This is a genomic window from Streptomyces sp. NPDC048288 (assembly GCF_043201555.1).
Taxonomy (GTDB): Bacteria; Actinomycetota; Actinomycetes; order Streptomycetales; family Streptomycetaceae; genus Streptomyces.
This window is the reverse complement of sequence record NZ_JBICZD010000008.1, coordinates 86,701-110,061: the sequence shown is the minus strand read 5'-3', so window position 1 is coordinate 110,061 and position 23,361 is coordinate 86,701. Positions and strand designations below refer to the sequence as shown.

Below are 23,361 nucleotides of genomic sequence, written 5' to 3'. Positions count from 1 at the left end.
CAGCACCGACACACTAACCGGTCGGTATGTTCTGGGAAAGGGTGACCGGATCGCGCCCCGTCAGGGGCGCGGGGAACTGCGCGACCAGCCACACACGACCTGCAGGCTGCAGACTTCGTGCGGGAGCAATCGACGAGGAGGTCACCTGCATGCACCTTTCCAGAAGAACCCTGCTCGCCGCGGCCACCGCCACCGCCTCGCCCGGAGCGACACCGGCCACCACGGCCGACCGCCTCCACACCGGCTTCGACAGACTCTCGGCCGACGGCTACGCCCTCCTCAGCGGCCAGCGCACCGGCATCGTCACCAACCCCACCGGCATCACCCCCGACGTCCGCCACATCGTCGACGTCATGCACGCCGACCCCGGGGTCAGGCTGACGGCGGTCTTCGGCCCCGAGCACGGCTTCCGGGGCACCGCCCAGGCCGGCGGCTCCGAGGGCCGCTACGACGACCCGGCCACCGGCCTCCCCGTGTACGACACGTACCTCAAGAGCGGCAAGCCCCTCGCCGACGTCTTCACCGCCTCCGGCGTGGACACCGTCGTCTTCGACATCCAGGACGTCGGCGCCCGTTTCTACACGTACATCTGGACCCTGTACGACTGCATGGAGGCGGCCCGACTGGCCGGGAAGCGGTTCGTCGTCCTGGACCGCCCGAACCCGGTGACCGGCCGGACGGCCGAGGGCCCGGTCCTGCACAGGGAGTTCGCCAGTTTCGTCGGCCGGCAGCCGATCGCGCAGGCGCACGGGATGACGGTCGCCGAGCTGGCCCGGCTGTTCAACGCGCGGTTCCTGGACACGCCGGTCGCCCTGGACGTCGTACCGATGACCGGCTGGCGGCGGTCCCGCTTCTACGACGCGTACGGCCTGCCCTGGGTGCCGCCGAGCCCCAACATGCCCACCCCGGACACGGCCCTCGTCTACTCGGGCACCTGTCTCTTCGAGGGCACGAACCTGTCCGAGGGGCGCGGCACCACCCGGCCCTTCGAACTCCTCGGCGCGGAGGGCATCGACGCGCGCTGGGCGGCGGCCGTCGACGAACTCGCGCTGCCGGGCGTGCGGTTCCGGGAGGCGTACTTCGCGCCGACCTTCTCCAAGTTCCAGGGCAAGACGGTCGGCGGGGTGCAGATCCATGTGCACGACCGGGCCGCCTACGACCCCGTCCGCACCGGAATCGCCCTGCTGGTCACCGCGAAGAAGGTGTGGGACGGCTTCGCCTGGCGGTCGGACGACTGGATCGACAGGCTCACCGGATCCACGAGCGTGCGCACGATGGTCGACGCGGGCGCGGGCACCGACGAGGTCGTCGGCGCCTGGCAGGACGAGCTGGCCGCGTTCCGCCGGGTTCGAAAGGAATTTCTCCTCTACAGGTGAGGCGCGTTGTATGGCCAACCTTGCCCGTCGGCGGGACGATGCGCGCACATCGCACCGGTTCGGGGGACGAGGAGCCTGGTATGGCGGATCCTGGGATGAGTGTGACTCCCTACTGGGAGCTGACCTTCGACGCCGACGGGGATCCGGACGGCGCCGAACGCGACCGGCTGCTGGGCGAGGTCACCGGTCACGGGGTCCGTGACCTGATCGTCTTCGCGCACGGCTGGAACAACGACCGCTCGGGCGCGACCGCCCTGTACCGGCAGTTCTTCGCGCCGATCCCGAAGCTCGCGCCGAAGGCACGGATCGGGTACGTCGGGGTGATCTGGCCGTCGATGCGGTTCTGCGACGAGCCGATCCCCGACTTCCCGAGGTCGGCGGTGGCCGCGGAGGCGGTCGAGAGCCCGGCCGCCGCCCTCGACAAGGACACCCGGCGCGCCCTCCTGGAGGCCTTTCCCGGACGGGCCACCGTGGTCGAGCAGCTCGCGGGGCTGCTGGAGCGGCGTCCGGCGGACGGGCTGGAGCAGTTCGGGCAGTTGGTGCGGGTGCTCGTCGACGTGCGGCCCGGGGGGCCGCAGCCGCTCCTCGCGGCGGACACGCTGACGGACGGCGCGTCCGGGGGCGAGTCGGTGCTGTTCTCCGGGGACACGGCGGATCTGTGCGGGGAGTTCGCGCAGGCGCTGGCGTCCCTCCAGGAGGGCGGGCCGGCCGCCGGGTTCGCGCTGCCGAACCCGTGGGACGGCGCGAAGGAGCTGCTGCGGCAGGCGACGTACTACGCGATGAAGCGGCGCGGCGGGATCGTCGGGGAGCGCGGGCTCGGGCCCTTGCTGGGGCGGCTGGCCGCGGCGGCGCCGGAGGTGCGGGTACATCTGGTCGGGCACAGCTTCGGCGGCCGGCTGGTGTCGTTCGCGTTGCTCGGGCTGCCGGACGGGGTGCGCACGGTGAAGTCCGTGACGCTGCTGCAAGGGGCCTTCTCGCACTACGCGTTCGCCGACCGGCTGCCCCACGACCCGGGCGCGGCCGGGGCGCTGCGGGGGCGGCAGAGCCGGATCGACGGTCCGCTGGTGTGCTGCTACTCCCACTTCGACCAGGCGCTCGGCACGCTGTATCCGCTGGCCTCGCGGATGGCGGACGACAACCGGACGATCGCGCTGCCGGAGCCGCCGGTCGAGGAGTTCGGGCTCCCGGGGCTGGGGCAGGTGCTGGGGGCCGAGTGGGGCGCGATGGGCCATGACGGCGTCCAGGCGGTGCCGGGCACGCGGTCGCTGGATCTGGCGGCGGCCCTGAGCGGCCCGCTCGCCGCGTCGGGCTGTGTGAACGTCGACGCGGCGGCGGTCGTGAACAAGGGCGGCCCGCCGGCCGGGGCGCACAGCGACATCGTGCACCCCGAGCTGGCGCGGGTGGTGCTGGCGGCGGGGCGCATCGGGTGACCCCGCCGCCGTGAGCGCGTCACCGGTGTGACGTGAACTCCACCACCTGCTGGAAGGTCGGCCGGTTCTGCCAGCTGATGTTGTAGTGCTTGATGCCGCCCAGGGTGCGCTGGACGATCGAGTCGGCGCACCACTGGTCGCCCGCCGAGCACAGGGTGTCACCGGGGTAGACCGTGGACGCGCTGGTGCCGGCCGCCGTCTTCAGCGTGCTGATCAGGATGTCCCGGCAGGCGCTGAGGCTGCCGCTGCCGCAGTACTGCGCGGCCAGCGGTCCGGACACGGTCTGCCCGAGCACCGAGCGGATGTCCTTGTCGACATAGCTCCACCAGCCGTACTGGAAGGAGCTGCCCGCGTGCGAGCCGGTGGGCCCGTGCGCGGCCGACGGTGACTCGTCGATCGGCAGGTTGGCGGTGATCGCGGTGTACAGGTCGGAGCCGAGGCCGGGCTGGAACTCGGCCTTCACCAGCAGCGGCCACCAGGCGTCGAAGATCCGGATGGCGTCGGCGTTGGCGTACGTCTTCGAACCCGCCGAGGTCTCCGTGCGCTTGGCGCCCGCGGTCAGCCAGGTCTGGAGCTTGGTGACGGCCGCGGCGGCCGTGGAGTCGGTGACCGTACTGCTGTTGATCACCTTCAGCAGGTTCGGCAGGACGTCCTCGCCCCGCAGGTCCTCCAGCGATGCGTCTGCCATGGCCTTGACAAGCGAGGAGCGGGTGACGCCCCCGGCGGCGACGAGTTTCTTCACCCGGTCGTTGAGGAGGTTGCCCCGGTGGACCGAGCCGTCGCCCCAGCTCGCGGTCGTGTAGTCGAGCGCCTGTTTGTTGTTCCAGGAGACGTAGTAGTCCTGGTCGATGGAGTTGGGGTGCTGGGAGGCCGGGGTGTAGTCGGAGGTGTTGGTGGTCGGGTCCCAGTTCTGCCACTCGTAGGCGGCCTGGCCCCAGACCGGGAACTCGGGGTCGACACCGCTCGGGCGCACCGGGTTGTCACCGCTGTTGTAGTACGCGGTGTGCGAGGAGTCGGCGTAGAACCAGTTGAAGGTGTAGTTGATGTGCTGCACCGCGCTCTGGAAGGTCTGCGGGCTCTTCACATAGTCGGGATCGTTGAGCATCTGGAAGCCGATGATCGAGTCGGCCTCGTGCATGTAGGAGGAGCGCAGGGTGGTGTAGGCGACCTTCTTCCCGCCGACCGTCGCCCGGTATTGGACGGGTCCGTACTTGGTCTTCCACACTCTCATCGTGTACGAGCCGGCGGCGGTGGAGTCGGCCGTGGTGGGCGTCCAGGAGTTCTTCTGCTCCACCTCGTCCATGGCCGTGCAGGTGCCGTGGTACAGGTAGTGGTAGTCGTCCTGGCAGAGTTCGACCGCGTAGGAGTCGATGATGTCCTGGCCGGAGGTCGTGGCGGACCACGCGTAGTCCTGGCCGCGGCCGAGTTCGACGTACATGCTCAGGCCCGCGAAGGAGGCACCGCGGGCGCTGATGCCCGGGCCCTGGATCTCCTGGAGCATGAGCAGCTGCGGGGCGAAGTAGCCGGTCTGCGGTCCGAAGACGGCGATGGGGTGACCGCTCGCGGTGTACTTGCCGCTGACCACGAGGGCGTTGGACATCCCGCGTTTCGCCGAGCTGAGGGCGGCCGCGGTCGCCGTGGCGGAGGCCGCGTCGGCGCTCTGGTCGGCGCCGGTGCCGGTGGCGTCGTAGACCAGCGGCTCGGTGGTCACCGTTCCGGAGTCCGGCAGCGCCTCGCCCTGCGGGTCGGAGGGCTTGGTGCCGTACGGGAAGCTCTCGCCGTTGTGGACGGTGAGCACGGCCTCGGGGTCGTTGCGCTCGCGGAACGACTCCCAGACCTTGGTGCCCTGTGTCACGCCGTACTGCTCCTGGGCGGCGAGCAGCGAGATGGCGTTGTTGACCTCGCCACCGCCGCCGGAGCCGAACAGCGCGCCGATCACGGAGGCCAGCGCCACCAGGTCGGTGATCTTGAAGTGGTCGATCGTGCCGGCGTTGGTGATCGAGTCCTTGTGCCCGGTCAGGACGTACTCACCGGGGAAGTAGCGCCCGCTGTCGGAGGCGTCGATATAGGCGTTGATGCCGGCGAGGTAGGCGTTGGCGTCGTCGAGCGCCTGCTGGCCGCGGGTGCCGTTGTTGGCGACGGCGTTGTCGATCTGCGCCTGGAGGTCGGCCTCGGTGTAGGGGGCGTTTCGGTAGAACTGCTGTTCAAGGCCCTGGTTGGAGGCGGCACCGCCGGCGAAGGTGGTGAGCTGGCCGCGCCCGACGTGCCGGAACACGTCCATGAGCCACAGCCGGTCCTCAGCTGCCGCATAACCGGCCCCGAACTCGGTGCCGTATCTGGTGGTACCAGTGATGTGCGGCACACCGGTCGCCTTGTCGCGGACGATGGTGACGTCGCTGCGTCCGGCCGGACTCTCCGTGGAGGCGACTTGACTCGATGCGACCCCGAACGACGAGTCGTTGAAGAACGTGTTGATCTTCGCGTCGGTGAGGGTGGAGTAGCCGGTGGCCAGGTTGGCATAGGGGCCGAGCTGGTCCTCGGCGTGGCTGGGCTGGGTGCCGAAGGCCTGGTTGAGCAGGATCTGGGCGAGAGTGGCGTTGCCGTTCTCGCCGGGCGGAAGGATGTCCGAACACTGCCCGCCGCAGTAGTCGTTGGACGCGGCCGCGGCGGCCGGGGTCGCCTGGGCCAGCGGGGAGAGCAGGCCGACCACGAGAACGCAGACGGACGCGACTTTCAGGAACCCGGGGAACTTGCGGGGAGTTCTCACTCTGTCGAACAACGCGTGATGTCTGGAGCGTCGTTGCATGACATCTCCTCTGGACGAGGGGTGGTGCCGGACGTTACCGCCGGTATCCCCGGGATTGAAGATGAACATGCGTCAAGTTTTGGAGTGGTCGTCGGCCCGGCCGGCGCCACCGGCCGTCGGTCAAGGCGGGCGGCCTTATGGACGGCATCGGAAATCGGATGGAGCCGATTCGCGTGTCGATACGTCTATACGGCAACGCCGCGCGAAGTCCGTGCGGCGACGCCGAAGTGACCGAAGTACAGGTGCAGGTGTGACGGAGGTGCAGGGCGATGGCCGGTTTCCGGAGTCTGGCGAGACAGGTGCGAGACCCGCGGTGCGATCTGGCGCTGCGGCGTTACTCACTGCGCAAGTGCCTGGAGCGGTTCGCTCCTTACGGGCACCGCGCGACCTGGGACCATCTGTGTGCGCGGGCCGGGTTCGGCCCCGAGGACAGGTCCCCCGATCCGGCGCGTCTCGTGGGCGCACTGGAGGAGCTGGAAGAGGCGCGGGCGGTCTGGCTGGCCTATGAGGTCGAGTTCGCCGAGCGCCGCAAGAAGGAGAAGCACGACGGGCTGCGCCGCCCGGGCAGCGTGGACGACTGGCACCGGCTGACCTGGGGCGGATTCGGAGTGGCCTGGTGCGACGACCCACGGGTCCATCCCGACGAACCACTCGCCGAGGTGCTGCGACGGCTGATCGCCGCCCTGGAGCGCGAGCCGGGCACGGTCTGCCCGGTGTGCGCCGGGGAGCGCCTCATCTGGAAGTACGACCTGGACCACGAGCCCTCCGCCGGTCCGGTCTGCGCGGACTGCGGGATCCTGGTGCCGCGTCCGGTACTCACCCCCGAGGCCCTGGCCTACGCCAGGCGCGGGCGGCTGCTCATGTCGGCCTGACCACGTGGGGGTGCGCCGGGGATGCCGCACCCCCCAACTGCCGGGAGAACCGGCCCTTGTCAGTGGCGGCCCGCACCATCGGGGTATGGAGCGACTGCTGCAGGTGTGTCTCAACGGACGCCGTACGGGCGCCGACGGCGCGGGGGTGCCGTTGTCACCGGCGGCACTGGCCCGGTCCGCGGCCGAGGCGGTGGCGGCGGGGGCCGCGGAGATCCATGTCCACCCGAGGACGCCGTGCGGGCGCGAGAGTCTGTCCCCGCGCGCGGTCGGCCCGGCGTTGGAGGCGATACGGGCGCGGGTGCGGGTGCCGGTCGGCATGACCACGGGCGCCTGGGCCGAACCGGATCCGGCGGCCCGGCTGGAGCGCGTCCGGTCCTGGTCGGTACGGCCGGACTTCGCCTCGGTCAACTGGCACGAGCCCGGTGCCGGGGAACTGGCGGCGCAGCTGCTGGACCTGGACATCGGCGTGGAGGCGGGCATCTGGTCCGGCACGGACGGCGCGGCGCGGTTCGCGGCCTCGCCGCTGGGGCCGCGGGTGCTCCGGGTGCTGGCGGAGGTCACGGACCCCGACCCGGCCACCGCCGAGGACTCGGCGCGGAGCCTGCTCGCCGAGCTGGGCACGGCCCACGGCCGCCCGGTCCTGCTGCACGGCGAGGAGGGCGGCACCTGGCCGGTGCTGCGGCTGGCGGGCCGGCTGGGCCTCGCGACCCGGATCGGCCTGGAAGACACCCTGCTGCTCCCCGACGGCGAACGGGCGCTGTCCAACGCCGAGTTGGTGAGGGAGGCGCTGCTCCAGCGCGGCCGGTGACCGAACCCCCGCCCTACGGTCGGCGCTCGGTCCCCTCCGGCAGCAGCCTGGATCCCGCCCGCCGTTCGCCGAAGACGTCGTCCGGGTTGGACAGCACACAGGTGTCCAGCGACAGACAGCCGCAGCCGATGCAGTCGGTCAGGTGGTCGCGCAGGCGGTTGAGGTGCCGGATGCGCTGGTCCAGTTCCGCCCGCCACGCCTCCGAGAGGCGGGCCCAGTCCTCCCGGGTCGGGGTGCGCTCCTCGGGAAGTTCCGAGAGCGCCTCGCGGATCGTGGCCAGCGGGATGCCCACGCGCTGCGCCGCCCGGACGAAGGCCACCCGGCGCAGGGTGTCACGGGTGTAGCGACGCTGGTTGCCGGAGGTCCGCCGACTGCTGATGAGGCCCTTGGCCTCGTAGAAGTGCAGCGCGGAGACGGCGGCGCCGCTGCGCGCGGACAGCTGGCCGACGCTCAGCTCGTGGATCTTCTCGGGAATCTGCGGCACCCCGCAGAGATTACCCATCGGACGCGGACCGCAGTCCGTTGACAGCGGACCCGCACCCGACCATGCTAAGCAGTTGCTTAGACAATGTGCGTGCGAGTGCGAGAGGGCCGGCGACATGGCAGAACCGAGGATCTTCACCTCCCCCGACGAGCTGAAGGCGGCCGTGGGCGAGCAGCTGGGCCACACCGACTGGCTGGAGGTCGACCAGAAGCGGATCGACCTGTTCGCGGAGGCGACGGGCGACCACCAGTGGATCCACGTCGACCCGGAGAAGGCGGCCGCGGGCCCGTTCGGGACGACCATCGCGCACGGCTATCTGACCCTGTCGCTGCTCCCGCTCTTCGGCCCCCAGCTGATCAAGGTCGAGGGCGTGAAGATGGGCGTGAACTACGGCACCAACAAGGTCCGCTTCCCCGCCCCCGTCCCGGTCGGCTCCCGGCTGCGCGCCACCGCGACGATCACCGGCGTGGAGGACGTCACGGGCGGCGTCCAGGTGACGGTCGCCTTCAGCGTGGAGCGCGAGGGCGGCGACAAGCCGGTCTGCGTCGCGGAGTCGGTGGCCCGGTACTACCTCTGAGGACGGCGGGCGGCTACTTGGCCCCGACCATCCGCAGCACGAGGTCGGCGTAGAGCGCGCCGACCTCCTCGGGGGTCCGGGGGCCGTTCACGTTGAACCAGCGGGCGACGTCGATGGAGAGCGAGAGCACCGCGAGGGTGGTGCCGCGCACGTCGATGACGTCGAACTCGCCGGACTCGACCCCCTCCTGGATGATCCCGCGCACCTCGGCGTCGACCTGATGGCGCAGGTCGAGGATCTCGGCGCGGGCGTCGGGGCCGAGGGCGTCGATTTCGTACTGCACGACCCGGGCGGTGGTGCGCCGGCCGGCGTGCCAGCGGACGAAGGAGCTGACGGCGTCGGCCAGCCGCTCGGTCGGGGTGCCCTCGCGCCGGGCGGCCGTCTGGAGGATCTCCAGGGCCCGGTCGTGACCGATGCGGCTGATCCGGTGGAGCAGCTCTTCCTTGGTCTTGTAGTGGATGTAGAGCGCGGCGGGGCTCATGCCCGCGCGGCCCGCGATGTCGCGGGTGGTGGTGGCGTGGTAGCCGCGCTCGGCGAAGGCCTCCACGGCGGCGACCAGCAGTCGCCGGGCCGCGTCAGGGGTGACCTCTTCCCACGGCTCGATCTCGCCGCCGGTCGTCTCCTCCGCCGTACTCATCGCTCGCCTCGCCCCTCTCGATACCGGAGCTCCACCATACCGCCGAAGCTGAGCGAGCGCTTAGTGTGCCCGCTCAGAGCTTTTCGGAAGCCCCTCAGAGCTTCTCGAAGGGGTCGTGTTCGGCGAGCAGCTTCTCCAGCCGGGCCTGGTCGACGCGGCTGACGATCTGGCCGGCCTCCTGGCGGTCGCGGATGACCTTCGCGAGCGTGAAGGCGGAGGTGACGAGGTAGAGGACGGCGATGCCGAGGAAGCCGCGCACCCAGGCGTCGGCCTGCAGCCGGAAGATGCCGATGACGGTGGCCGCCATCGCGATGCCGAAGGAGGCGACGGCCTGGCCGTAGAAGGCGGCGGTGTTCTGCTGTCTGACGGGTGTCTCGCTCATGGGTCCAGCATCGGCGGACGTGGCCCGCGCCACATCCGCCGGGATACTCAGGGAGGTACTCAGAACGCCGAAACGCCGGTCAGCGCCCGCCCGATGAGCAGCTTCTGGATCTGGCTGGTGCCCTCGTAGAGGGTCATCACGCGGGCGTCGCGCAGGAGTTTGCCGACCGGGTACTCGTCGATGTAGCCGTAGCCGCCGAAGACCTGGAGGGCGTTGTTGGCGGCGCGCACGGCGGCCTCGGAGGCGAAGAGCTTGGCCTTGGAGGACTCGGTGGCGAACGGCAGGCCGCGGTCGACGAGATCGGCGACCCGCCAGGTCAGCAGCCGGGCCGCGTCCACGTCCACGGCGATGTCGCTGATCAGCTCCTGGACCAGCTGGTGCCCGGCGATCGGCGTGCCGAACTGCTCGCGCTCCCCGGCGTACTTCACGGCCGCGTCCAGTGCGGCCTGGGCTATGCCGACACAGCCGGCCGCCACCGACATCCGCCCCTTGGCCAGCGCCGACATGGCGACGGAGAAGCCCTTGCCCTCCGGTCCGAGCATCGCGGAGGCAGGGACCCGGACGTCCTCCAGCACGAGTTCGGCGGTGGCCTGGCCGCGCAGTCCGAGCTTGCCGTGCACGGGGCGGCGGGTGAGGCCGGGCGTGTCGGCCGGGACCAGGAAGGCGGAGACGCCCTTGTGCCCCGGCGCGTCGGTGGAGCGGGCGAAGAGGAGCACCACGTCGGCCCAGGTGCCGTTGGTGATGAACATCTTGGTGCCGTTGACGACGTACTCGTCGCCTTCGCGAACGGCGCGGGTGGTGAGGTTGCCCGCGTCGGAGCCGGTGCCGGGTTCGGTGAGGCCGAAGCAGCCGACGTACGCGCCGGAGGTCAGCCCCGGCAGCCAGCGCCGCTTCTGCTCCTCGGTCCCCCAGCCGGCGACGGTCTTCGCGACCAGCCCGAGGGACACCGACACGATCCCGCGCACGGAGGAGTCGCCGCGGCCCAGTTCCTCCGTGACCAGGCAGTACGACAGGTGGTCGCCGCCCGAGCCGCCGTACTCCTCGTCGACGGTCAGACCGAGGAAGCCGACCTCGCCGAGCTTCTTCACGATCCCCCGGTCGACCTCCTCCGCACGGTCCCAGGCGATCACGTGCGGGGCGATCTCGCGCTCCACGAAGTCCCGGGCGAGCTGCCGTACGGCGGTCTGCTCCTCGCCGAGTCCCAGGTTCACCATGCGACCACCTCTGTCGGATCCCGAAAGCCGTTCAAGGCCGTACATTTAAATTAGCACTGCTAGTTTATCGTTGCAGCCCTACTATGTGCGCCATGGCCCGACCGCGCAAGCCCCTCCTCAGCACCGACCGGATCGTCCTCGCGGCACGGGAACTCGTGGACGCGGAGGGGCTGGCGGCCGTCTCCACGCGGCGGCTCGCGGCCGTGCTGGGGGTGAGCGGGCCCTCGCTCTACAACCACTTCCGCACCAAGGACGAGATCCTGGAGGCGGTCGCGGACTCGGTGAGCGCGCAGGTCGACCTGTCGATGTTCGAAGGCCTCGGGCAGGACGCCGGGCGGGACTGGCGGACCGCGCTGCACGACTGGGCCGTGTCCTACCGCGCCGCGCTGCGCGACCACCCGAACATCGTCCCGGTCCTCGCCCGGGGCCCCGGCCGCCGCCCGGCCGGACTGCGGCTCGCCGACGCGGTCTACGGCGCCATGGTGGGCGCGGGGTGGCCGCCGGCCCAGGCGACCTCCATCGGGGCGCTGATGCGGTACTTCATCATGGGGTCGGCGCTGGGGTCGTTCGCCGGGGGGTTCGTGGACGACGCGAGCGCGTACGACCCGGCCGACTATCCGCATCTCGGGCAGGCGCATCTGCTGGCCGACCAGCAGGAGAAGATCGACGAGCGGGCCTTCGAGACGGGGCTGCGGGCGTTGCTGGACGGGTTGGGGGAGCAGTTCGCGGGGGTGCGGGAGGGGGCGTAGGGGGCGCCGCAGCCACCCGTCCGAAATCCGCCAGCCCCCGCCCTCCCCCACTCCCTACCCTCGGCCTCATGAAGAACCTCGCCGCTCGTGCTCCCCAGCACCTTCTCCCCGCCGCCGCTGCCGTCGTCACCGTCGTGCTCTGGGCGTCGGCGTTCGTGTCGATCCGTAGTGCGGGGGACTCCTACTCCCCCGGGGCGCTTGCGCTCGGGCGGCTGCTGTCCGGGTCCCTGGTGCTGGGCGTGTTGTGTGCGGTGCGGCGGGAGGGGCTGCCGGACAGGGCCGCGTGGCGCGGGATCGCGATATCGGGGGTGCTCTGGTTCGGTTTCTACAGCGTGGTGCTGAACTGGGGCGAGCAGCAGGTGGACGCGGGTACCGCCGCCCTGGTCGTGAACACCGGACCCATTCTGATCGCGCTGCTCGGGGCCCGGCTGCTCGGGGATCCGATGCCGCCGCGGCTGCTGGCGGGGATGGCGGTGTCGTTCGCGGGTGCGGTGACCGTCGGTCTTTCGATGTCGGGCGGGGGCGGCTCGTCGGTGCTGGGTGTGGTGCTGTGTCTGCTGGCCGCCGTCGCGTACGCGGGCGGCGTGGTCGCGCAGAAGCCCGCGCTGGGCCGGGCGAGCGCGCTCCAGGTGACGACGTTCGGGTGTCTGACCGGCACCGTCGCCTGTCTGCCGTTCTCCGGGCAGCTGGCCGGCGAGGCGGCCGGCGCTCCGCTCTCCGCGACCCTGAACATGCTGTACCTGGGCGTGTTCCCGCTGGCCCTGGCGTTCACGACATGGGCCTACGCGCTGGCGCGGACGACGGCCAGCAGGATGGGCGCGACGACGTACGCGGTGCCCGCGCTGGTCGTCCTGATGTCATGGCTGGCGCTCGGCGAGGTGCCCGGTGTGCTGACGCTCGCGGGCGGTGTGCTGTGCCTGGCCGGTGTGGCGGTGTCCCGGTCGCGGGCTCGCTCCCCCCGGGTCGTGGCCGCGCGGGAGACACGGCCCGAGGAGGCGCGGGAGTCTGCGTGAGGACGCCGCCCGCTCAGAACACCACCAGCGCCCGGCCGCCCTTGCCCGCCAGCATGTTCTCGAAGGCCGCCGGGATGCCGTCCAGGGCGATCCGCTCCGTCACCAGCGCGCCCAGGTCCAGGCGGCCCGCCCGGACGTGTTCGGCGAGCACCGGCAGGTCACGGGCCGGGTCGGAGTTGCCGTAGACGCAGCCGGAGAGGGTGCGGCCCCAGTGGAAGAGCTCCAGGGCGTTGAAGGTGACCAGTTCCGACTTGCCGCCGATGCCGACCACCGTCGTACGGCCGCCCCGGCGGGTGGACTCCCAGGCCGCGCGGATGCTGACCGCGCGGCCGACGCATTCGACGGAGACGTCCACGCCCTGTCTGCCGGTGAGGGCGCGGATCGCGCGGGGCGTGGTGTCGGAGGCGACGACGTAGTCGGTGGCGCCCGCCGCCCGCGCCAGCTCCTCCTTCTCCGGGGAGACGTCCACGGCGACGATCCGGGACGCGCCGGCGATCCGGGCCGCCTGGACGGTGGCCAGGCCCACCCCGCCGACGCCGAACACCGCGACCGTCTCGCCCTCGCGGACCCGCGCCGAGTGGTGGACCGCGCCGTAGCCGGTGAGCACCGCGCAGCCGAGCAGGGCCGCGTCGGTGAGCGGGATGCCGTCGGGGAGGGGCAGCACGCAGGACTCGGCGACCACCGTCTCCTCGGCGAAGGCCGCCACGTTCAGGCCGGGGTGGAGCTCGGTGCCGTCCGCCGTGCGGGCGTGGACGTTGGCGGCGCCGGCCAGCGCGTCGGCGCACAGCCAGACCTCTCCGAGCCCGCAGGCGTGGCAACGCCCGCAGGCGGGAGCCCAGTTGAGGACGACCGGGTCACCGGGCGAGAACCGGGTGACGCCCTCCCCCACCGCCACCACCGTGCCCGCGCCCTCATGGCCGAGGACCGCGGGGACCGGCACCCGCATGGTGCCGTCGGACAGCGAGAGGTCGGAGTGGCAGACACCGGCGGCGGCGAGGCGGACCCGGACCTGCCCGGGGCCGGGGTCCGGGAGTTCGATCCCGGTGACGGACAGCGGGGCACCCACGGCGGGCAGTACGGCGGCGCGGACCTGGAAAGCCATGCGGGCAACCTCCTCAGAACTGCAGGGACTTGGTCTGGAGGTACTCGGCGAGGCCGTGGGCGCCCAGCTCGCGGCCGACGCCCGACTGCTTGTAACCGCCGAACGGGGCGAGGGGGTTGAAGCGGCCCCCGTTGATGTCGACCTGCCCGGTGTCCAGGCGCCGGGCGAAGGCCACCGCCTCCGTCTCGTCCCCGGCCCAGACCGCGCCCGCGAGCCCGTAGACCGTGCCGTTGGCGATCCGGAGCGCGTCCTCCTCGTCCTCGTAGCGCAGGATGGAGAGCACCGGGCCGAAGATCTCCTCCTGGGCGATCGTCATCTCGGGGGTGACATCGGCGAAGACGGTCGGGCTGACGAAGTAGCCCTGTTCGCGCGGGGATTCGGGGCCGCCGGCGACCAGCCGGGCGCCCTCCGCGACGCCCTTCTCGATGTAACCCCGCACCCGTGCCTGCTGCTTGGCGCTGACGACCGGCCCGATCCGGTCCCCGTACTTGGCGGCCGCGGCCGCGGCCAGCTCCACCGCCTCCGCGTACCGGTCGGCGGGCACCAGCATCCGGGTCCAGGCGCTGCAGGTCTGGCCGGAGTTGGCCATCACGTTGGCCACGCCGACGTTGACGGCCTTGGCGAGATCCGCGCTCGGCAGGATCACGTTCGCGGACTTGCCGCCCAGCTCCAGGGCCACCTTCTTGACGGCGGCCCCGGCGACCGCGCCGATCTGCTTGCCCACGGCGGTGGAACCGGTGAAGGAGACCAGGTCGACACCCGGGTGCTCGGCGAGCGCCTGACCGGCGACCGGACCGAGACCGGTGACCAGGTTGAACACCCCGGCGGGCAGGCCCGCTTCGTGCACCGCCTCGGCGAACAGCTGGGCGGTGAGCGGGGTGTCCTCGGCCGGCTTCAGGACGACCGTGCAGCCCGCGGCCAGCGCCGGGGCGACCTTGGCGACGATCTGGTGCAGCGGGTAGTTCCAGGGCGTGATCGCGCCGACCACGCCCACCGGCTCCTGGTAGACGGTCGAGTTGCCGACCTTCTCCTCGAAGGGGTGGGTGGCCGCCAGCTCGGCGTACGAGCCCGCGACCGCGATCGGCAGGCCCGTGTGCACGGCCTGCGCGAAGGCGAGCGGCGCGCCCAGCTCCGCGCTCACCGTCCCGGCGATCTCGTCCTTGCGGGCCGCCAGCGCGTCCCGCAGTGCGGCGAGCCGGGCGGCGCGCTCGGCGGGCGGGGTGGCGGCCCAGGCCGGGAGGGCGGCACGGGCCGCGCGTACGGCGGTGTCGACATCCAGCGCGCCGCCCGCCGGCACCCGGCCGACGACCTGCTCGTCGACCGGGTTCACGACCTCGATCACGTCCCGGCTCTCGGCGGCGCGCCAGGCGCCGTCGATGTACAGGCCGTCGTGTGCCTTCATACTGCTTCCTCCCGGCGGGGCTCTGTCGTCCGAGTCACAAACTAGCGGCGATAGTTTTAGCGCGCCAGACGTGCCCCGGGACCATCAGAAGTCGACCTGGGCCCGATCGTCCACCCTGCCCACGCTCTCCTGCGCGAAGGCCTTCTCGTAGGCCCGCCGGATCTCCTCCACCTTCCGGTCGCTGACCTTCGCCGCCGACTCCGGATACAGCAGAGTCAGCACGTACGACCGCTCCTTCTCGATCGTCCCGTGCGCGTCCCGCCACTGCCCGCGCGCGTTCTGCACGGTGAGCCCGTCGGGGAAGTCCGGGGTGACCTCCTTGTCGACGAAGGCCATGAACTGCCGGTCGGTGACGGCGGGCCCGCCGTCCGGGCGGGCGGTGCCGAAGAGCAGCCGGGTCTCGATGTACGGCTTGCCGCGCGTCGGCGCGGCCGAGGGCTGCTCGTCGGCCAGCGCCGTGTACGCGGTCGGAGCACCGGCGAGCAGGAGGCCGGCGACGGCCAGGGCCGACCGGTTGCGGAGGGAATGAGTACGCATGCCCCTTTCATAGGGGGTTCGGAATGCCCAAGTCCCGGTTTCCCAGCGGGTTTCACTCGTCCAGGTCCGGCAGCCGTGCCGGGGACGGGCAGATCCGTTCGCCGTACTGGTCGAAGACGAACAGATGCGCGAGATCGACGAGGAGCGGGACCTGCATACCGTGCCGGAGCTGGATGTCGGGCGTGGTCCGCACCAGCAGATCCCCGGGCAGCCGCCCCTCCGGAGGCGCGGGCTCGGGCGCGGGCCCGGCGTCGGCCGGATGCTCCAGTACGACGACCGGTCCCGCCCGCTTCGAACTCGCCCGGTCCCGGAGCCGGTCCAGCACGGTCGTCCCCTCCCGCCGCCGGCGCCGGACCGGCCCGCCGGCCGGGCGCGGGGCCTCCAGATCCGGTACGACGGCCGGCCGGGAACCGGTGTCGAAGTGGACGAGGACCTCGTGCCCCTGGAACTCGACATGCTCCACCAGACCGGTGAGCGGCACCTCGCCGGGCCGGGCGGCGGAGTGCCGGGCGATCCGCACCGCCTCCGAACGCAGCCCCACGATCACCTCCCGGCCCTGCTGCACCCGCAGCAACCGGTGGTCCTGGGACAGCGGTTCGGGCAGGGGCAGGGCCTGTTTGCCGAGGTGGACCGTCATCGCGCCGTCGAGCGGGGCGCGGATCACCCCGCGCAGCAGGTTGATGCGCGGGGTGCCGAGGAAGGCGGCGACGAAGACGTTGCGGGGCAGCGCGTAGACCGCGCGCGGGCTGTCGACCTGCTGCAGGACCCCGCCGCGCAGCACGGCGACCCGGTCGCCCAGCGACATGGCCTCGGCCTGGTCGTGGGTGACGTAGACCGTGGTGACGCCCAGCTCCCGGGTCAGCCGGGAGATCTCGGCGCGCAGATGGCTGCGGAGCTTGGCGTCCAGGTTGGAGAGCGGCTCGTCCATCAGGAAGGCCGACGGGTGCCGGGCGATGGCCCGCCCCATCGCCACCCGCTGGCGTTCGCCGCCGGAGAGCTGGCTGGGGAAGCGGTCCAGGAGGTCCTCGATGCCCAGCATGCGGGCGGTGGCGTCCACCCGGGGGCGCGGATCCGCGCCGGGCGCCTCGATGCGCAGCGGGAAGCCGATGTTGTCGCGGCTGGTCATGCTCGGGTAGAGGGCGAAGTTCTGGAACACCATCGCGATGTCCCGGTCGGCCGGCAGCAGGTCGTTGGCGTACTCGCCGTCGAGCAGTAACTCGCCCTCGTCGGCCTCCTCCAGCCCCGCGATCATCCTCAGCACCGTCGACTTCCCGCACCCCGACGGCCCGAGCAGCACCAGGAACTCCCCGGGCGCGATGTCCAGCGACAACCGGTCCACCACGCGGACACCCCGCGCGTAGGCCTTGCTCACGTTCTGCAGAGAGATGGCGCGTGCCATGGTGCCGCCCCCGGTCGTACGGACCTGTGGGTCACGGAAGTTAACGGAATGTGTGGGGCAGGGGGAAGACTTGTACCCGAATCCTCAGGAAGCGCCCCCGCAGGGGCGCGGGGCTGCATTGGATATGCGGCTACCGCCGCGTGGGCGCGATCAACCACGACGGCGCACCAGCCGCGACTTCACATTCACCCCCACCCCATTAGGCGCACCCGCAGTCCTCTCCGGCGACCGCAGAGCCACCCCCGAGGACACCAACAACAACGCCCCCAGCATCACGAACGGAGCGGCAACCCCCGCCACCCCGGCCACCACCCCCGCCGCGGCCGGCGCAGCCACCTGGCCCAGCCGGTTCCCGGTCAGCCGCAGCGCCAGCGCCGTCGACCGCGCCCCGTCCGGCGCCGCCTGCACCACCGTCGTCATGGACAGCGGCTGCCCGACCCCCAGACAGAAGCCGAGCGCGGCCAGCATCAGGCCCAGCCCCCACACCGGTACCGGCAGCGCGATCCCCGCGCACAGCACGGCCGCCAGCAGACACGTCACCGTCAGCAGCACCGGCCGGCCGAGCAGCCGCAGCAACGGCGTGAGCACGAGCCGGCAGGCGATCGTCGCCCCCGCCCGCACGCTGAGCAGCACACCGATCACGGCCGGGGAGATGTCCCGGTGCTCGCCGACCACCGGAAGGTACGCGGTCAGGATGTCGGTCGCGGACAGCACCGAGAGGCTGATCAGCATGCCCGCGGGGACGCCCCGGGCGCGCAGGATACGGCCCACCGGCACCCGGTCCCGGCCCGCCGTCCGGGACGAGACCGCCGTACGGTCCTCGATGCGCCACAACGACGTGCACGCGACCGCCGCCCCCGCGCCCGCCACCACGAGCGCGAGCGCGCTCGTGCCCGCCATGTCGGGTCCGCCGATCAGCGCTCCGGCCGCGACCGGCCCGATCAGCTGGCCCAGGGACGCCCCGATGGTGAAGTGGCCGAAGTTGCGGTCCTGTTCGTGCGGGGCCGACTGGCGGGCCACCAGGGACTGCGCGCCGATCACGAAGCAGAGGTGGCCGAGGCCCATCACCCCGCTCCACAGGGCCATCGCCCCGAGCGAGTTCGCGAGGCCGCTGAGCGCGCAGCCGCCGGCTATCAGCACCACGCCGACGGGCAGCAGGGGCGCGCAGCGGCCGTGGTCGGTGCGGCGGCCGAGCGGTACGGCGGCGAACAGCGGGAGCAGGGCGTAGACGCCCGCGATGACACCGACGGCCCGCTCGTCGGCGCCGAGCGCGAGCGCCCGGTAGGAGACGGCGGGCCGGGCCATCGACACCGCGCCCTGCGCGAAGCCGAAGGCGATGACGAGACGGAGCAGCCAGCCGCGGTTCCTGCCGGGCGCCATGGTGAAGTCCTCCAACGGATCGGTCAGATGATCCCGAACAGAATTCCTGCCCCGAGGACGACCAGCGATGTCAGCGCCGCCCACTTGACCACGAACCGGGTGTGGTCGCCGAACTCGACCTTGGCCATGCCGACCAGGACGTAGACGGCGGGGACGAGCGGGCTGGACATGTGCAGCGGCTGGCCGATGATCGAGGCGCGGGCGATCTCCACGGCGGGGACCCCGTGCGCCTGGCCTGCCTCGGCGAGCACCGGGAGGACGCCGAAGTAGAAGCCGTCGTTGGACATGAAGTACGTGAGCGGGATGCTCAGCACGCCGGTGACGAGGGCCATGTGCGGGCCCATGCCGTCGGGGATGTTGCCGACGAGCCACTCGGCCATGTGGTCGACCATGCCGGTGCCCTGGAGGACGCCGGTGAAGACGGCGGCGGCGAAGACCATGCCGGAGACGTTGAGGACGTTCTCGGCGTGGGCGGCGATCCGGGCCCGCTGGGCGGGCATCTGCGGGAAGTTGACGGTGAGGGCGAGCGCCGCGCCGAGCAGGAAGAGCACCGGGATCGGCAGCCACTCCATGATCATGGCGGTGAGCAGGGTGACGGTGAGCGCCGCGTTGAACCAGTAGAGCCCGGGCCGCAGGGTCTCGCGGTGCGGGTCGAGGCCCTGGAAGCCCTCGTCGTCGCCGTCGCCGCCGGTGGACTCGGGGAGAGCGGCGCCCGAACCACCGGTACGTGCCGGGGACTTGCCCGCGCCCACCAGGACCGTCTCCGACTCCTCCACCAGCACCTCGTCCAGCGTCAGCACGCCGAGCCGCTTGCGCTCGCGGCGGCCGAGGACATAGGCGAGGGCGAGGACGAACAGCAGGCCCATGGCGAGCGCGGGGATCATCGGCACGAAGATGTCACTGGCGTCCAGCTTGAGCGCGGTCGCGGCGCGGGCCGTCGGACCGCCCCAGGGCAGGGTGTTCATCACGCCGTTGGCCATCGCGGCGACTCCGGTCATCACGACCAGGCTCATCTTCAGGCGCTTGTACAGCGGGTACATCGCCGAGACGGTGATCATGAAGGTGGTGGAGCCGTCGCCGTCGAGGGAGACGATCGCGGCGAGCAGGGCCGTACCGACGACGATCCGCAGCGGGTCGGCCTTGCAGAACCGCAGGATCCCGCGGACGACCGGGTCGAAGAGGCCGACGTCGATCATCACACCGAAGTAGACGATCGCGAACATGAGCATCGCCGCGGTGGGGGCGAGGCTGGTGACGCCGTCGATGACGTAGTCGCCGAGGTGGGCGCCCTTGCCGACGAACACGCAGAACAGCGCGGGGATCAGCACGAGCGCCGCGATCGGCGACATCTTCTTCAGCATGATCAGGACCAGGAAGGTCGCGATCATGGTGAAGCCGAGGATGGTCAGCATGAGTGGATTACCTAACGTTCGCCCTTGAACTCCCACCAGGGCCGGCGGTGCGATGACGTTAGGTCGCGTCAAACGTCGTTAACAAGACGTTGACACGCGAGCAATAAGCGCAAAACTCCAGGTCACGGGGTTGCGGTCACTTCGATGGGGATGCCGTTGAGTACGGCGTTGCCGGACAGCGGGTCGAGCAGGGTGCCGTCGAGGAGCTGGTTGACGTTGACGCCGGGGGCGGTGGCGGCGTGGCTGAGGCGGGTGCCGGGGCGGTCGTGGCCCCAGCCGTGCGGGAGGCTGACGACGCCGGGCCGGACGCCGTCGGTGACCTCGGCGGGGGTGACCACCTCTCCCCCGGCGCCCTTGACGCGGACGTCGGCGCCGTCGCGCACGCCGAGCCGTTCGGCGTCCTCGGGGTGGATGTGCAGGGTGCAGCGGTTGGTGCCGCCGGTGAGGGCGGGCACGTTGTGCATCCAGCTGTTGTTGGAGCGCAGGTGGCGGCGGCCGACCAGGACCAGTGCGGCGGGGCTGGTGTCGAGGGCCGCGCGGAGCCGGGGCAGGTCGTCGGCGAGCGGCCGGGGCAGCAGTTCGACCTTGCCGCTCCGGGTCTTCAGCGGCTGCGGGAGACGGGACCGGAGGGGTCCGAGGTCGATGCCGTGCGGATGGGCGAGCAGCCGCTCCAGGGTGAGTCCGTCGGGCCGGGCGCCGAAGCCGTCGCCGTAGGGGCCGAGGCGCAGCATCAGGTCGAGCCGGCGCTCGGGCCCGGTGTCACCGGTCAGCAGGCCGGCGAGTTCCTTCGGGTCCCGGCCGTGCACCGGCGAGTGGGTCTCCTGGACCGCCTTGCCGAGGGTCTGTCCGATGACCATGTCGTCGACGGCGGACGGTTCGGCGCCGTGCATCCCGCCGGCCGCCGGCACCAGCCGGGCCAGGATCTCGGTCTCCGCCATCCGGCCGGGCTCCAGCGGGACGGCGGGGCGGTTGTAGCGGACCTGGTTGCGCACGGCGAGGGTGTTGAAGGCGAAGTCGTGGTGCGGGCTCTGCGAGGGCGGCGGCGGGGGCAGGACGACGTCGGCGTGACGGGCGGTCTCGTTGAGGTAGGGGTCGACGCTGACCATGAAGTCGAGCGAGTCCAGGGCCTTGTCGAGGCGGTCGCCGTCCGGGGCGGAGAGCACGGGGTTGGTGGCGATCGCGATCAGCGCCCGGACCGGCTCGCCCTCCGCGCTCGCGGTGTCGATCTCCTCGGCGAGCGCGGAGAGCGGCAGCTCGCCCTTGGCCTCGGGGTGCCGGCTGACCCGGGAGTGCCAGCGCCCGAGCGCGAAGCCGTGGCCGGGGCCGGCCGGGCGCGGGGTCCGGTCGGTGGCGGCCTGCGGGAAGAGCGCGCCGCCGGGCCGGTCGAGGTTGCCGGTGAGGACGTTGAGGACGTCGACCAGCCAGCTGGCGAGGGTGCCGTGCGGGACGGTGCAGCTGCCGATGCGGCCGTAGACGGCGGCGGTCGGAGCGGCGGCGAGTTCGCGGGCGAGGGCGCGGATGGTGTCGGCGTCGACGTCGGTGGCGTGGGCCACCGCGTCCGGCGTGAAGTCCCCCAGTTCGGCGCGGAGTTCGGCGAGGCCCTCGACGTGCGGGGCGAGCTGGCCGAGGTCCACCAGGCCCTCCTCGAAGAGGACCTGGGCCATCGCGGCGAGCAACAGGGCGTCGGCGCCGGGCCGGATGGCGATGTGCCGGTCGGCGAGCTTGGCGGTGCGGGTGCGGCGCGGGTCGATGACGGTGAGGGTGCCGCCGCGGGCCCTGAGCGCCTTGAGCTTGCCGGGGAAGTCGGGGGCGGTGCACAGACTCCCGTTGGACTCCAGGGGGTTGGCGCCGATGAGGAGCAGGTGGTCGGTGTGGTCCAGGTCGGGCACCGGTATCGCGTTGGCGTCGCCGAAGAGCAGCCCGCTGGAGACGTGCTTGGGCATCTGGTCGACGGTGGACGCGGTGAAGACGCTGCGGGTGCCGAGGGCGCCGATCAGGACCTGCGGATAGAGGGCGCCGGCCATGGTGTGGACGTTGGGGTTGCCGAGGACGACACCGACGGAGTTCGCGCCGTACCGCTCCACGACCCCCCGCAGCCCGGCGGCCACCGCGTCGAAGGCCTCCGCCCAGGTGGCCTCCCGCAGCTCGCCGTCCTTCCGCACGAGGGGGGTGCGCAGCCGGTCCGGGTCACCGTCCACGGCGCCGAAGGAGGCGCCCTTCGGGCAGATGAACCCCTTGCTGAAGACGTCCTCGCGGTCACCGCGGGCGCCGGTGACACGGGCGCCCTCGATGGTGAGGGTCAGCCCGCAGGTTGCTTCGCAGAGGGGGCAGACGCGGAGGGCGGTGCGGGGCATGGGGGCCTCCCGGAGGTCACGGAACCGGGGCCGAGCATACCGATTGGTATGCCGAGAGGGGAGGCCTGTTGTTCTCCCGGGTGCGGATCGTCGTTCGGGTGCGGGTTGTCCGTGGCTGGTCGCGCAGTTCCCCGCGCCCCTGGCGGGGCGCTCCATACGGGGGCGTTTTCTTGGACCGTCAGTCCAGCACCCGCGCCAGATACGCCCGCAGCAGCTCCCGGGTCTCCGTGATGATCGCCTCGTCGCCCTCCGGGTCCACCCGGAAGGAGAGGTGGACCAGGGTGTCGGCGGTCTCCACGGCGACGAGGAAGGTGCGGCGCAGGTCTTCGTCGGGGGCGCGGCCGATGTAGTGGGAGAGCAGGTCGGTGAGGCGGTCGGCGACGCGGCGGTTGGGTTCGGAGTGGCGGGCTCCGACCGGGATCTGGTTGCCGAAGTCGACGAGCGAGAAGCCGGGGGCGGTGCGTTTCATGGCGAGGTACTCGTCGAGCACCGCGTCCATCGCCGCCCGCCAGTCACCCTTCGGCGCCCCCTTCAGGCGCTCGGTGACCTGCTCGGTGTAGCGCTCCAGGTTGCGCTGGGCCAGGGCGTCGGCCATCTGCCGCTTGTTGCCGAAGAAGCGGTAGACCGAGCCGATGGGCACCCCGGCGCGCACCGCGACGGCCCGGGTGCTCAGTTCGTCGTAGCCGACCTCGTCGAGGAGGTCGGCGCAGGCGTCGAGAATCCTGGTCAGTCGTTCGGCGCTGCGGCGCTGTACGGGCGCTTTGCGGAGCGAGGTCGCTGGGGGCACGGGCTTCATGATGCCTTTCCGCAGGGATCGGGTGAACCTCGCCCCCCAGTACGTGGACGGATGGCCCATGCACTCATCCGCTGGCCGCCCCGGTCGTACCGGTAGCGGTCGGTTTCGCCGTCTCCGCGCCGGAGGCCGTGACGTCCGCCGTGCTCTCGACCGGTTTGCCGTGCACGGCCCACACCGTGCCGTCGTCGGCGTAGAGCCGGGCGGTGATGTGGTGGGTGCCGTGCGGGACCAGCCGGGCGGGGAGGTGGTAGGCGGGGGCGCGCAGCCGGGTCACCAGGTCGCCGTCCACGAAGAGGTAGGCGAGGCCGTGTCCGGCGACCGCCTTCGCCGGGGTGCCGGGCGGGGAGAACCGGAAGCGGTGCACGTCGAGCCGTATGTCCCAGCCGCCGGTGCGGTCGGGGGTGACCACCGTGCCCACCTCGGGCGCCTGCTTCTTGTCGATCTCCCGGTAGTGGCGGCCGCCCTCGTCCGTGTCGTCGAGGATCTTGCCCACCGGTGAGGGCGACCCCGAATCCCGCCGCTCGTGCGCCTCCCCGGTCCCGCACCCCGCCGCCGCGACCAGCAGCAGCACGCAGAGCGCGAGCGCACCCGGCAGTCCACGCGTCCACGACATGCCCGGGAGCGTAGAGCA

General features: G+C 71.9%; 21 protein-coding genes. 7 read left to right on the top strand and 14 right to left on the bottom strand.

Annotation, left to right across the window (positions count from 1 at the left end; all coding sequences use genetic code 11):
* Positions 1-149 precede the first annotated feature (149 nt).
* Both ACGFZS_RS28105 and ACGFZS_RS28100 read left to right on the top strand, forming a co-directional pair.
* Positions 150-1,376: an exo-beta-N-acetylmuramidase NamZ domain-containing protein gene (locus ACGFZS_RS28105; protein WP_393797456.1), complete on the top strand. Its 1,227-nt coding sequence runs from the start codon at positions 150-152 to the stop codon at positions 1,374-1,376.
* Positions 1,377-1,456: 80 nt separating this feature from the next.
* Positions 1,457-2,806: a serine-threonine protein kinase gene (locus ACGFZS_RS28100; protein WP_393797455.1), complete on the top strand. Its 1,350-nt coding sequence runs from the start codon at positions 1,457-1,459 to the stop codon at positions 2,804-2,806.
* A gap of 19 nt (positions 2,807-2,825) precedes the next feature.
* On the opposite strand, the gene ACGFZS_RS28095 is transcribed toward ACGFZS_RS28100, so the two are convergent.
* Positions 2,826-5,612 (bottom strand): penicillin acylase family protein, encoded by a 2,787-nt coding sequence (locus ACGFZS_RS28095; protein WP_393797454.1) that lies wholly within the window; start codon positions 5,610-5,612, stop codon positions 2,826-2,828.
* A gap of 269 nt (positions 5,613-5,881) precedes the next feature.
* On the opposite strand from ACGFZS_RS28095, the gene ACGFZS_RS28090 reads away from it, so the two are divergent.
* Together ACGFZS_RS28090 and ACGFZS_RS28085 are read left to right on the top strand one after the other, a co-directional pair.
* Positions 5,882-6,484 (top strand): hypothetical protein, encoded by a 603-nt coding sequence (locus ACGFZS_RS28090; protein ID WP_355717792.1) that lies wholly within the window; start codon positions 5,882-5,884, stop codon positions 6,482-6,484.
* Positions 6,485-6,578: 94 nt separating this feature from the next.
* Complete coding sequence (locus ACGFZS_RS28085; RefSeq protein WP_393797734.1) at positions 6,579-7,292, top strand: 3-keto-5-aminohexanoate cleavage protein; 714 nt, start codon at positions 6,579-6,581, stop codon at positions 7,290-7,292.
* A gap of 13 nt (positions 7,293-7,305) precedes the next feature.
* On the opposite strand, the gene soxR is transcribed toward ACGFZS_RS28085, so the two are convergent.
* On the bottom strand, positions 7,306-7,776 hold the full coding sequence (gene soxR / locus ACGFZS_RS28080) for a redox-sensitive transcriptional activator SoxR (RefSeq protein ID WP_359209042.1): 471 nt from the start codon (positions 7,774-7,776) through the stop codon (positions 7,306-7,308).
* 115 nt (positions 7,777-7,891) lie between these two features.
* On the opposite strand from soxR, the gene ACGFZS_RS28075 reads away from it, so the two are divergent.
* Positions 7,892-8,353 (top strand): MaoC family dehydratase, encoded by a 462-nt coding sequence (locus ACGFZS_RS28075; protein WP_393797453.1) that lies wholly within the window; start codon positions 7,892-7,894, stop codon positions 8,351-8,353.
* Positions 8,354-8,366: 13 nt separating this feature from the next.
* On the opposite strand, the gene ACGFZS_RS28070 is transcribed toward ACGFZS_RS28075, so the two are convergent.
* From ACGFZS_RS28070 to ACGFZS_RS28060, 3 genes are all read right to left on the bottom strand, one after another.
* Complete coding sequence (locus ACGFZS_RS28070; RefSeq protein ID WP_393797452.1) at positions 8,367-8,990, bottom strand: TetR/AcrR family transcriptional regulator; 624 nt, start codon at positions 8,988-8,990, stop codon at positions 8,367-8,369.
* Positions 8,991-9,084: 94 nt separating this feature from the next.
* Positions 9,085-9,372 (bottom strand): YiaA/YiaB family inner membrane protein, encoded by a 288-nt coding sequence (locus ACGFZS_RS28065; protein ID WP_355717777.1) that lies wholly within the window; start codon positions 9,370-9,372, stop codon positions 9,085-9,087.
* A gap of 59 nt (positions 9,373-9,431) precedes the next feature.
* Entirely contained in the window at positions 9,432-10,583 is a 1,152-nt protein-coding gene (locus ACGFZS_RS28060) for an acyl-CoA dehydrogenase family protein (RefSeq protein WP_393537972.1), read from the bottom strand.
* Between the two features lie 95 nt (positions 10,584-10,678).
* On the opposite strand from ACGFZS_RS28060, the gene ACGFZS_RS28055 reads away from it, so the two are divergent.
* Both ACGFZS_RS28055 and ACGFZS_RS28050 read left to right on the top strand, forming a co-directional pair.
* Positions 10,679-11,335, top strand: a complete 657-nt coding sequence (locus tag ACGFZS_RS28055) for a TetR/AcrR family transcriptional regulator (RefSeq protein WP_393797451.1) — start codon at positions 10,679-10,681, stop codon at positions 11,333-11,335.
* Positions 11,336-11,403: 68 nt separating this feature from the next.
* Positions 11,404-12,348 carry a DMT family transporter gene (locus ACGFZS_RS28050; protein ID WP_393797450.1) on the top strand — a complete coding sequence of 315 codons (945 nt, stop codon included), beginning with the start codon at positions 11,404-11,406 and terminating at the stop codon, positions 12,346-12,348.
* A 13-nt stretch (positions 12,349-12,361) separates the two neighbouring features.
* Here the strand turns inward: ACGFZS_RS28050 and ACGFZS_RS28045 are convergent, their stop codons facing one another.
* The 9 genes from ACGFZS_RS28045 to ACGFZS_RS28005 form a co-directional block, all read right to left on the bottom strand.
* Positions 12,362-13,450, bottom strand: a complete 1,089-nt coding sequence (locus ACGFZS_RS28045) for a Zn-dependent alcohol dehydrogenase (protein ID WP_393797449.1) — start codon at positions 13,448-13,450, stop codon at positions 12,362-12,364.
* 13 nt (positions 13,451-13,463) lie between these two features.
* The gene (locus ACGFZS_RS28040) at positions 13,464-14,852 is read right to left on the bottom strand and encodes an aldehyde dehydrogenase family protein (protein ID WP_393797448.1); all 1,389 of its coding nucleotides are present in this window, start codon (positions 14,850-14,852) and stop codon (positions 13,464-13,466) included.
* A gap of 84 nt (positions 14,853-14,936) precedes the next feature.
* Positions 14,937-15,389, bottom strand: a complete 453-nt coding sequence (locus ACGFZS_RS28035) for a DUF3574 domain-containing protein (protein ID WP_393797447.1) — start codon at positions 15,387-15,389, stop codon at positions 14,937-14,939.
* A gap of 52 nt (positions 15,390-15,441) precedes the next feature.
* Complete coding sequence (locus tag ACGFZS_RS28030; protein ID WP_393797446.1) at positions 15,442-16,788, bottom strand: ABC transporter ATP-binding protein; 1,347 nt, start codon at positions 16,786-16,788, stop codon at positions 15,442-15,444.
* A 150-nt stretch (positions 16,789-16,938) separates the two neighbouring features.
* A complete protein-coding gene (locus ACGFZS_RS28025) occupies positions 16,939-18,168 on the bottom strand; it encodes an MFS transporter (protein ID WP_393797445.1) in 1,230 nt (409 codons plus the stop codon).
* Positions 18,169-18,191: 23 nt separating this feature from the next.
* Complete coding sequence (locus ACGFZS_RS28020; RefSeq protein WP_393797444.1) at positions 18,192-19,580, bottom strand: CitMHS family transporter; 1,389 nt, start codon at positions 19,578-19,580, stop codon at positions 18,192-18,194.
* 122 nt (positions 19,581-19,702) lie between these two features.
* Entirely contained in the window at positions 19,703-21,934 is a 2,232-nt protein-coding gene (locus tag ACGFZS_RS28015; protein WP_393797443.1) for a molybdopterin oxidoreductase family protein, read from the bottom strand.
* Between the two features lie 178 nt (positions 21,935-22,112).
* The gene (locus ACGFZS_RS28010; protein WP_393797442.1) at positions 22,113-22,730 is read right to left on the bottom strand and encodes a TetR family transcriptional regulator; all 618 of its coding nucleotides are present in this window, start codon (positions 22,728-22,730) and stop codon (positions 22,113-22,115) included.
* A gap of 64 nt (positions 22,731-22,794) precedes the next feature.
* Positions 22,795-23,343 carry a hypothetical protein gene (locus ACGFZS_RS28005; RefSeq protein WP_393797441.1) on the bottom strand — a complete coding sequence of 183 codons (549 nt, stop codon included), beginning with the start codon at positions 23,341-23,343 and terminating at the stop codon, positions 22,795-22,797.
* Positions 23,344-23,361: the final 18 nt, after the last annotated feature.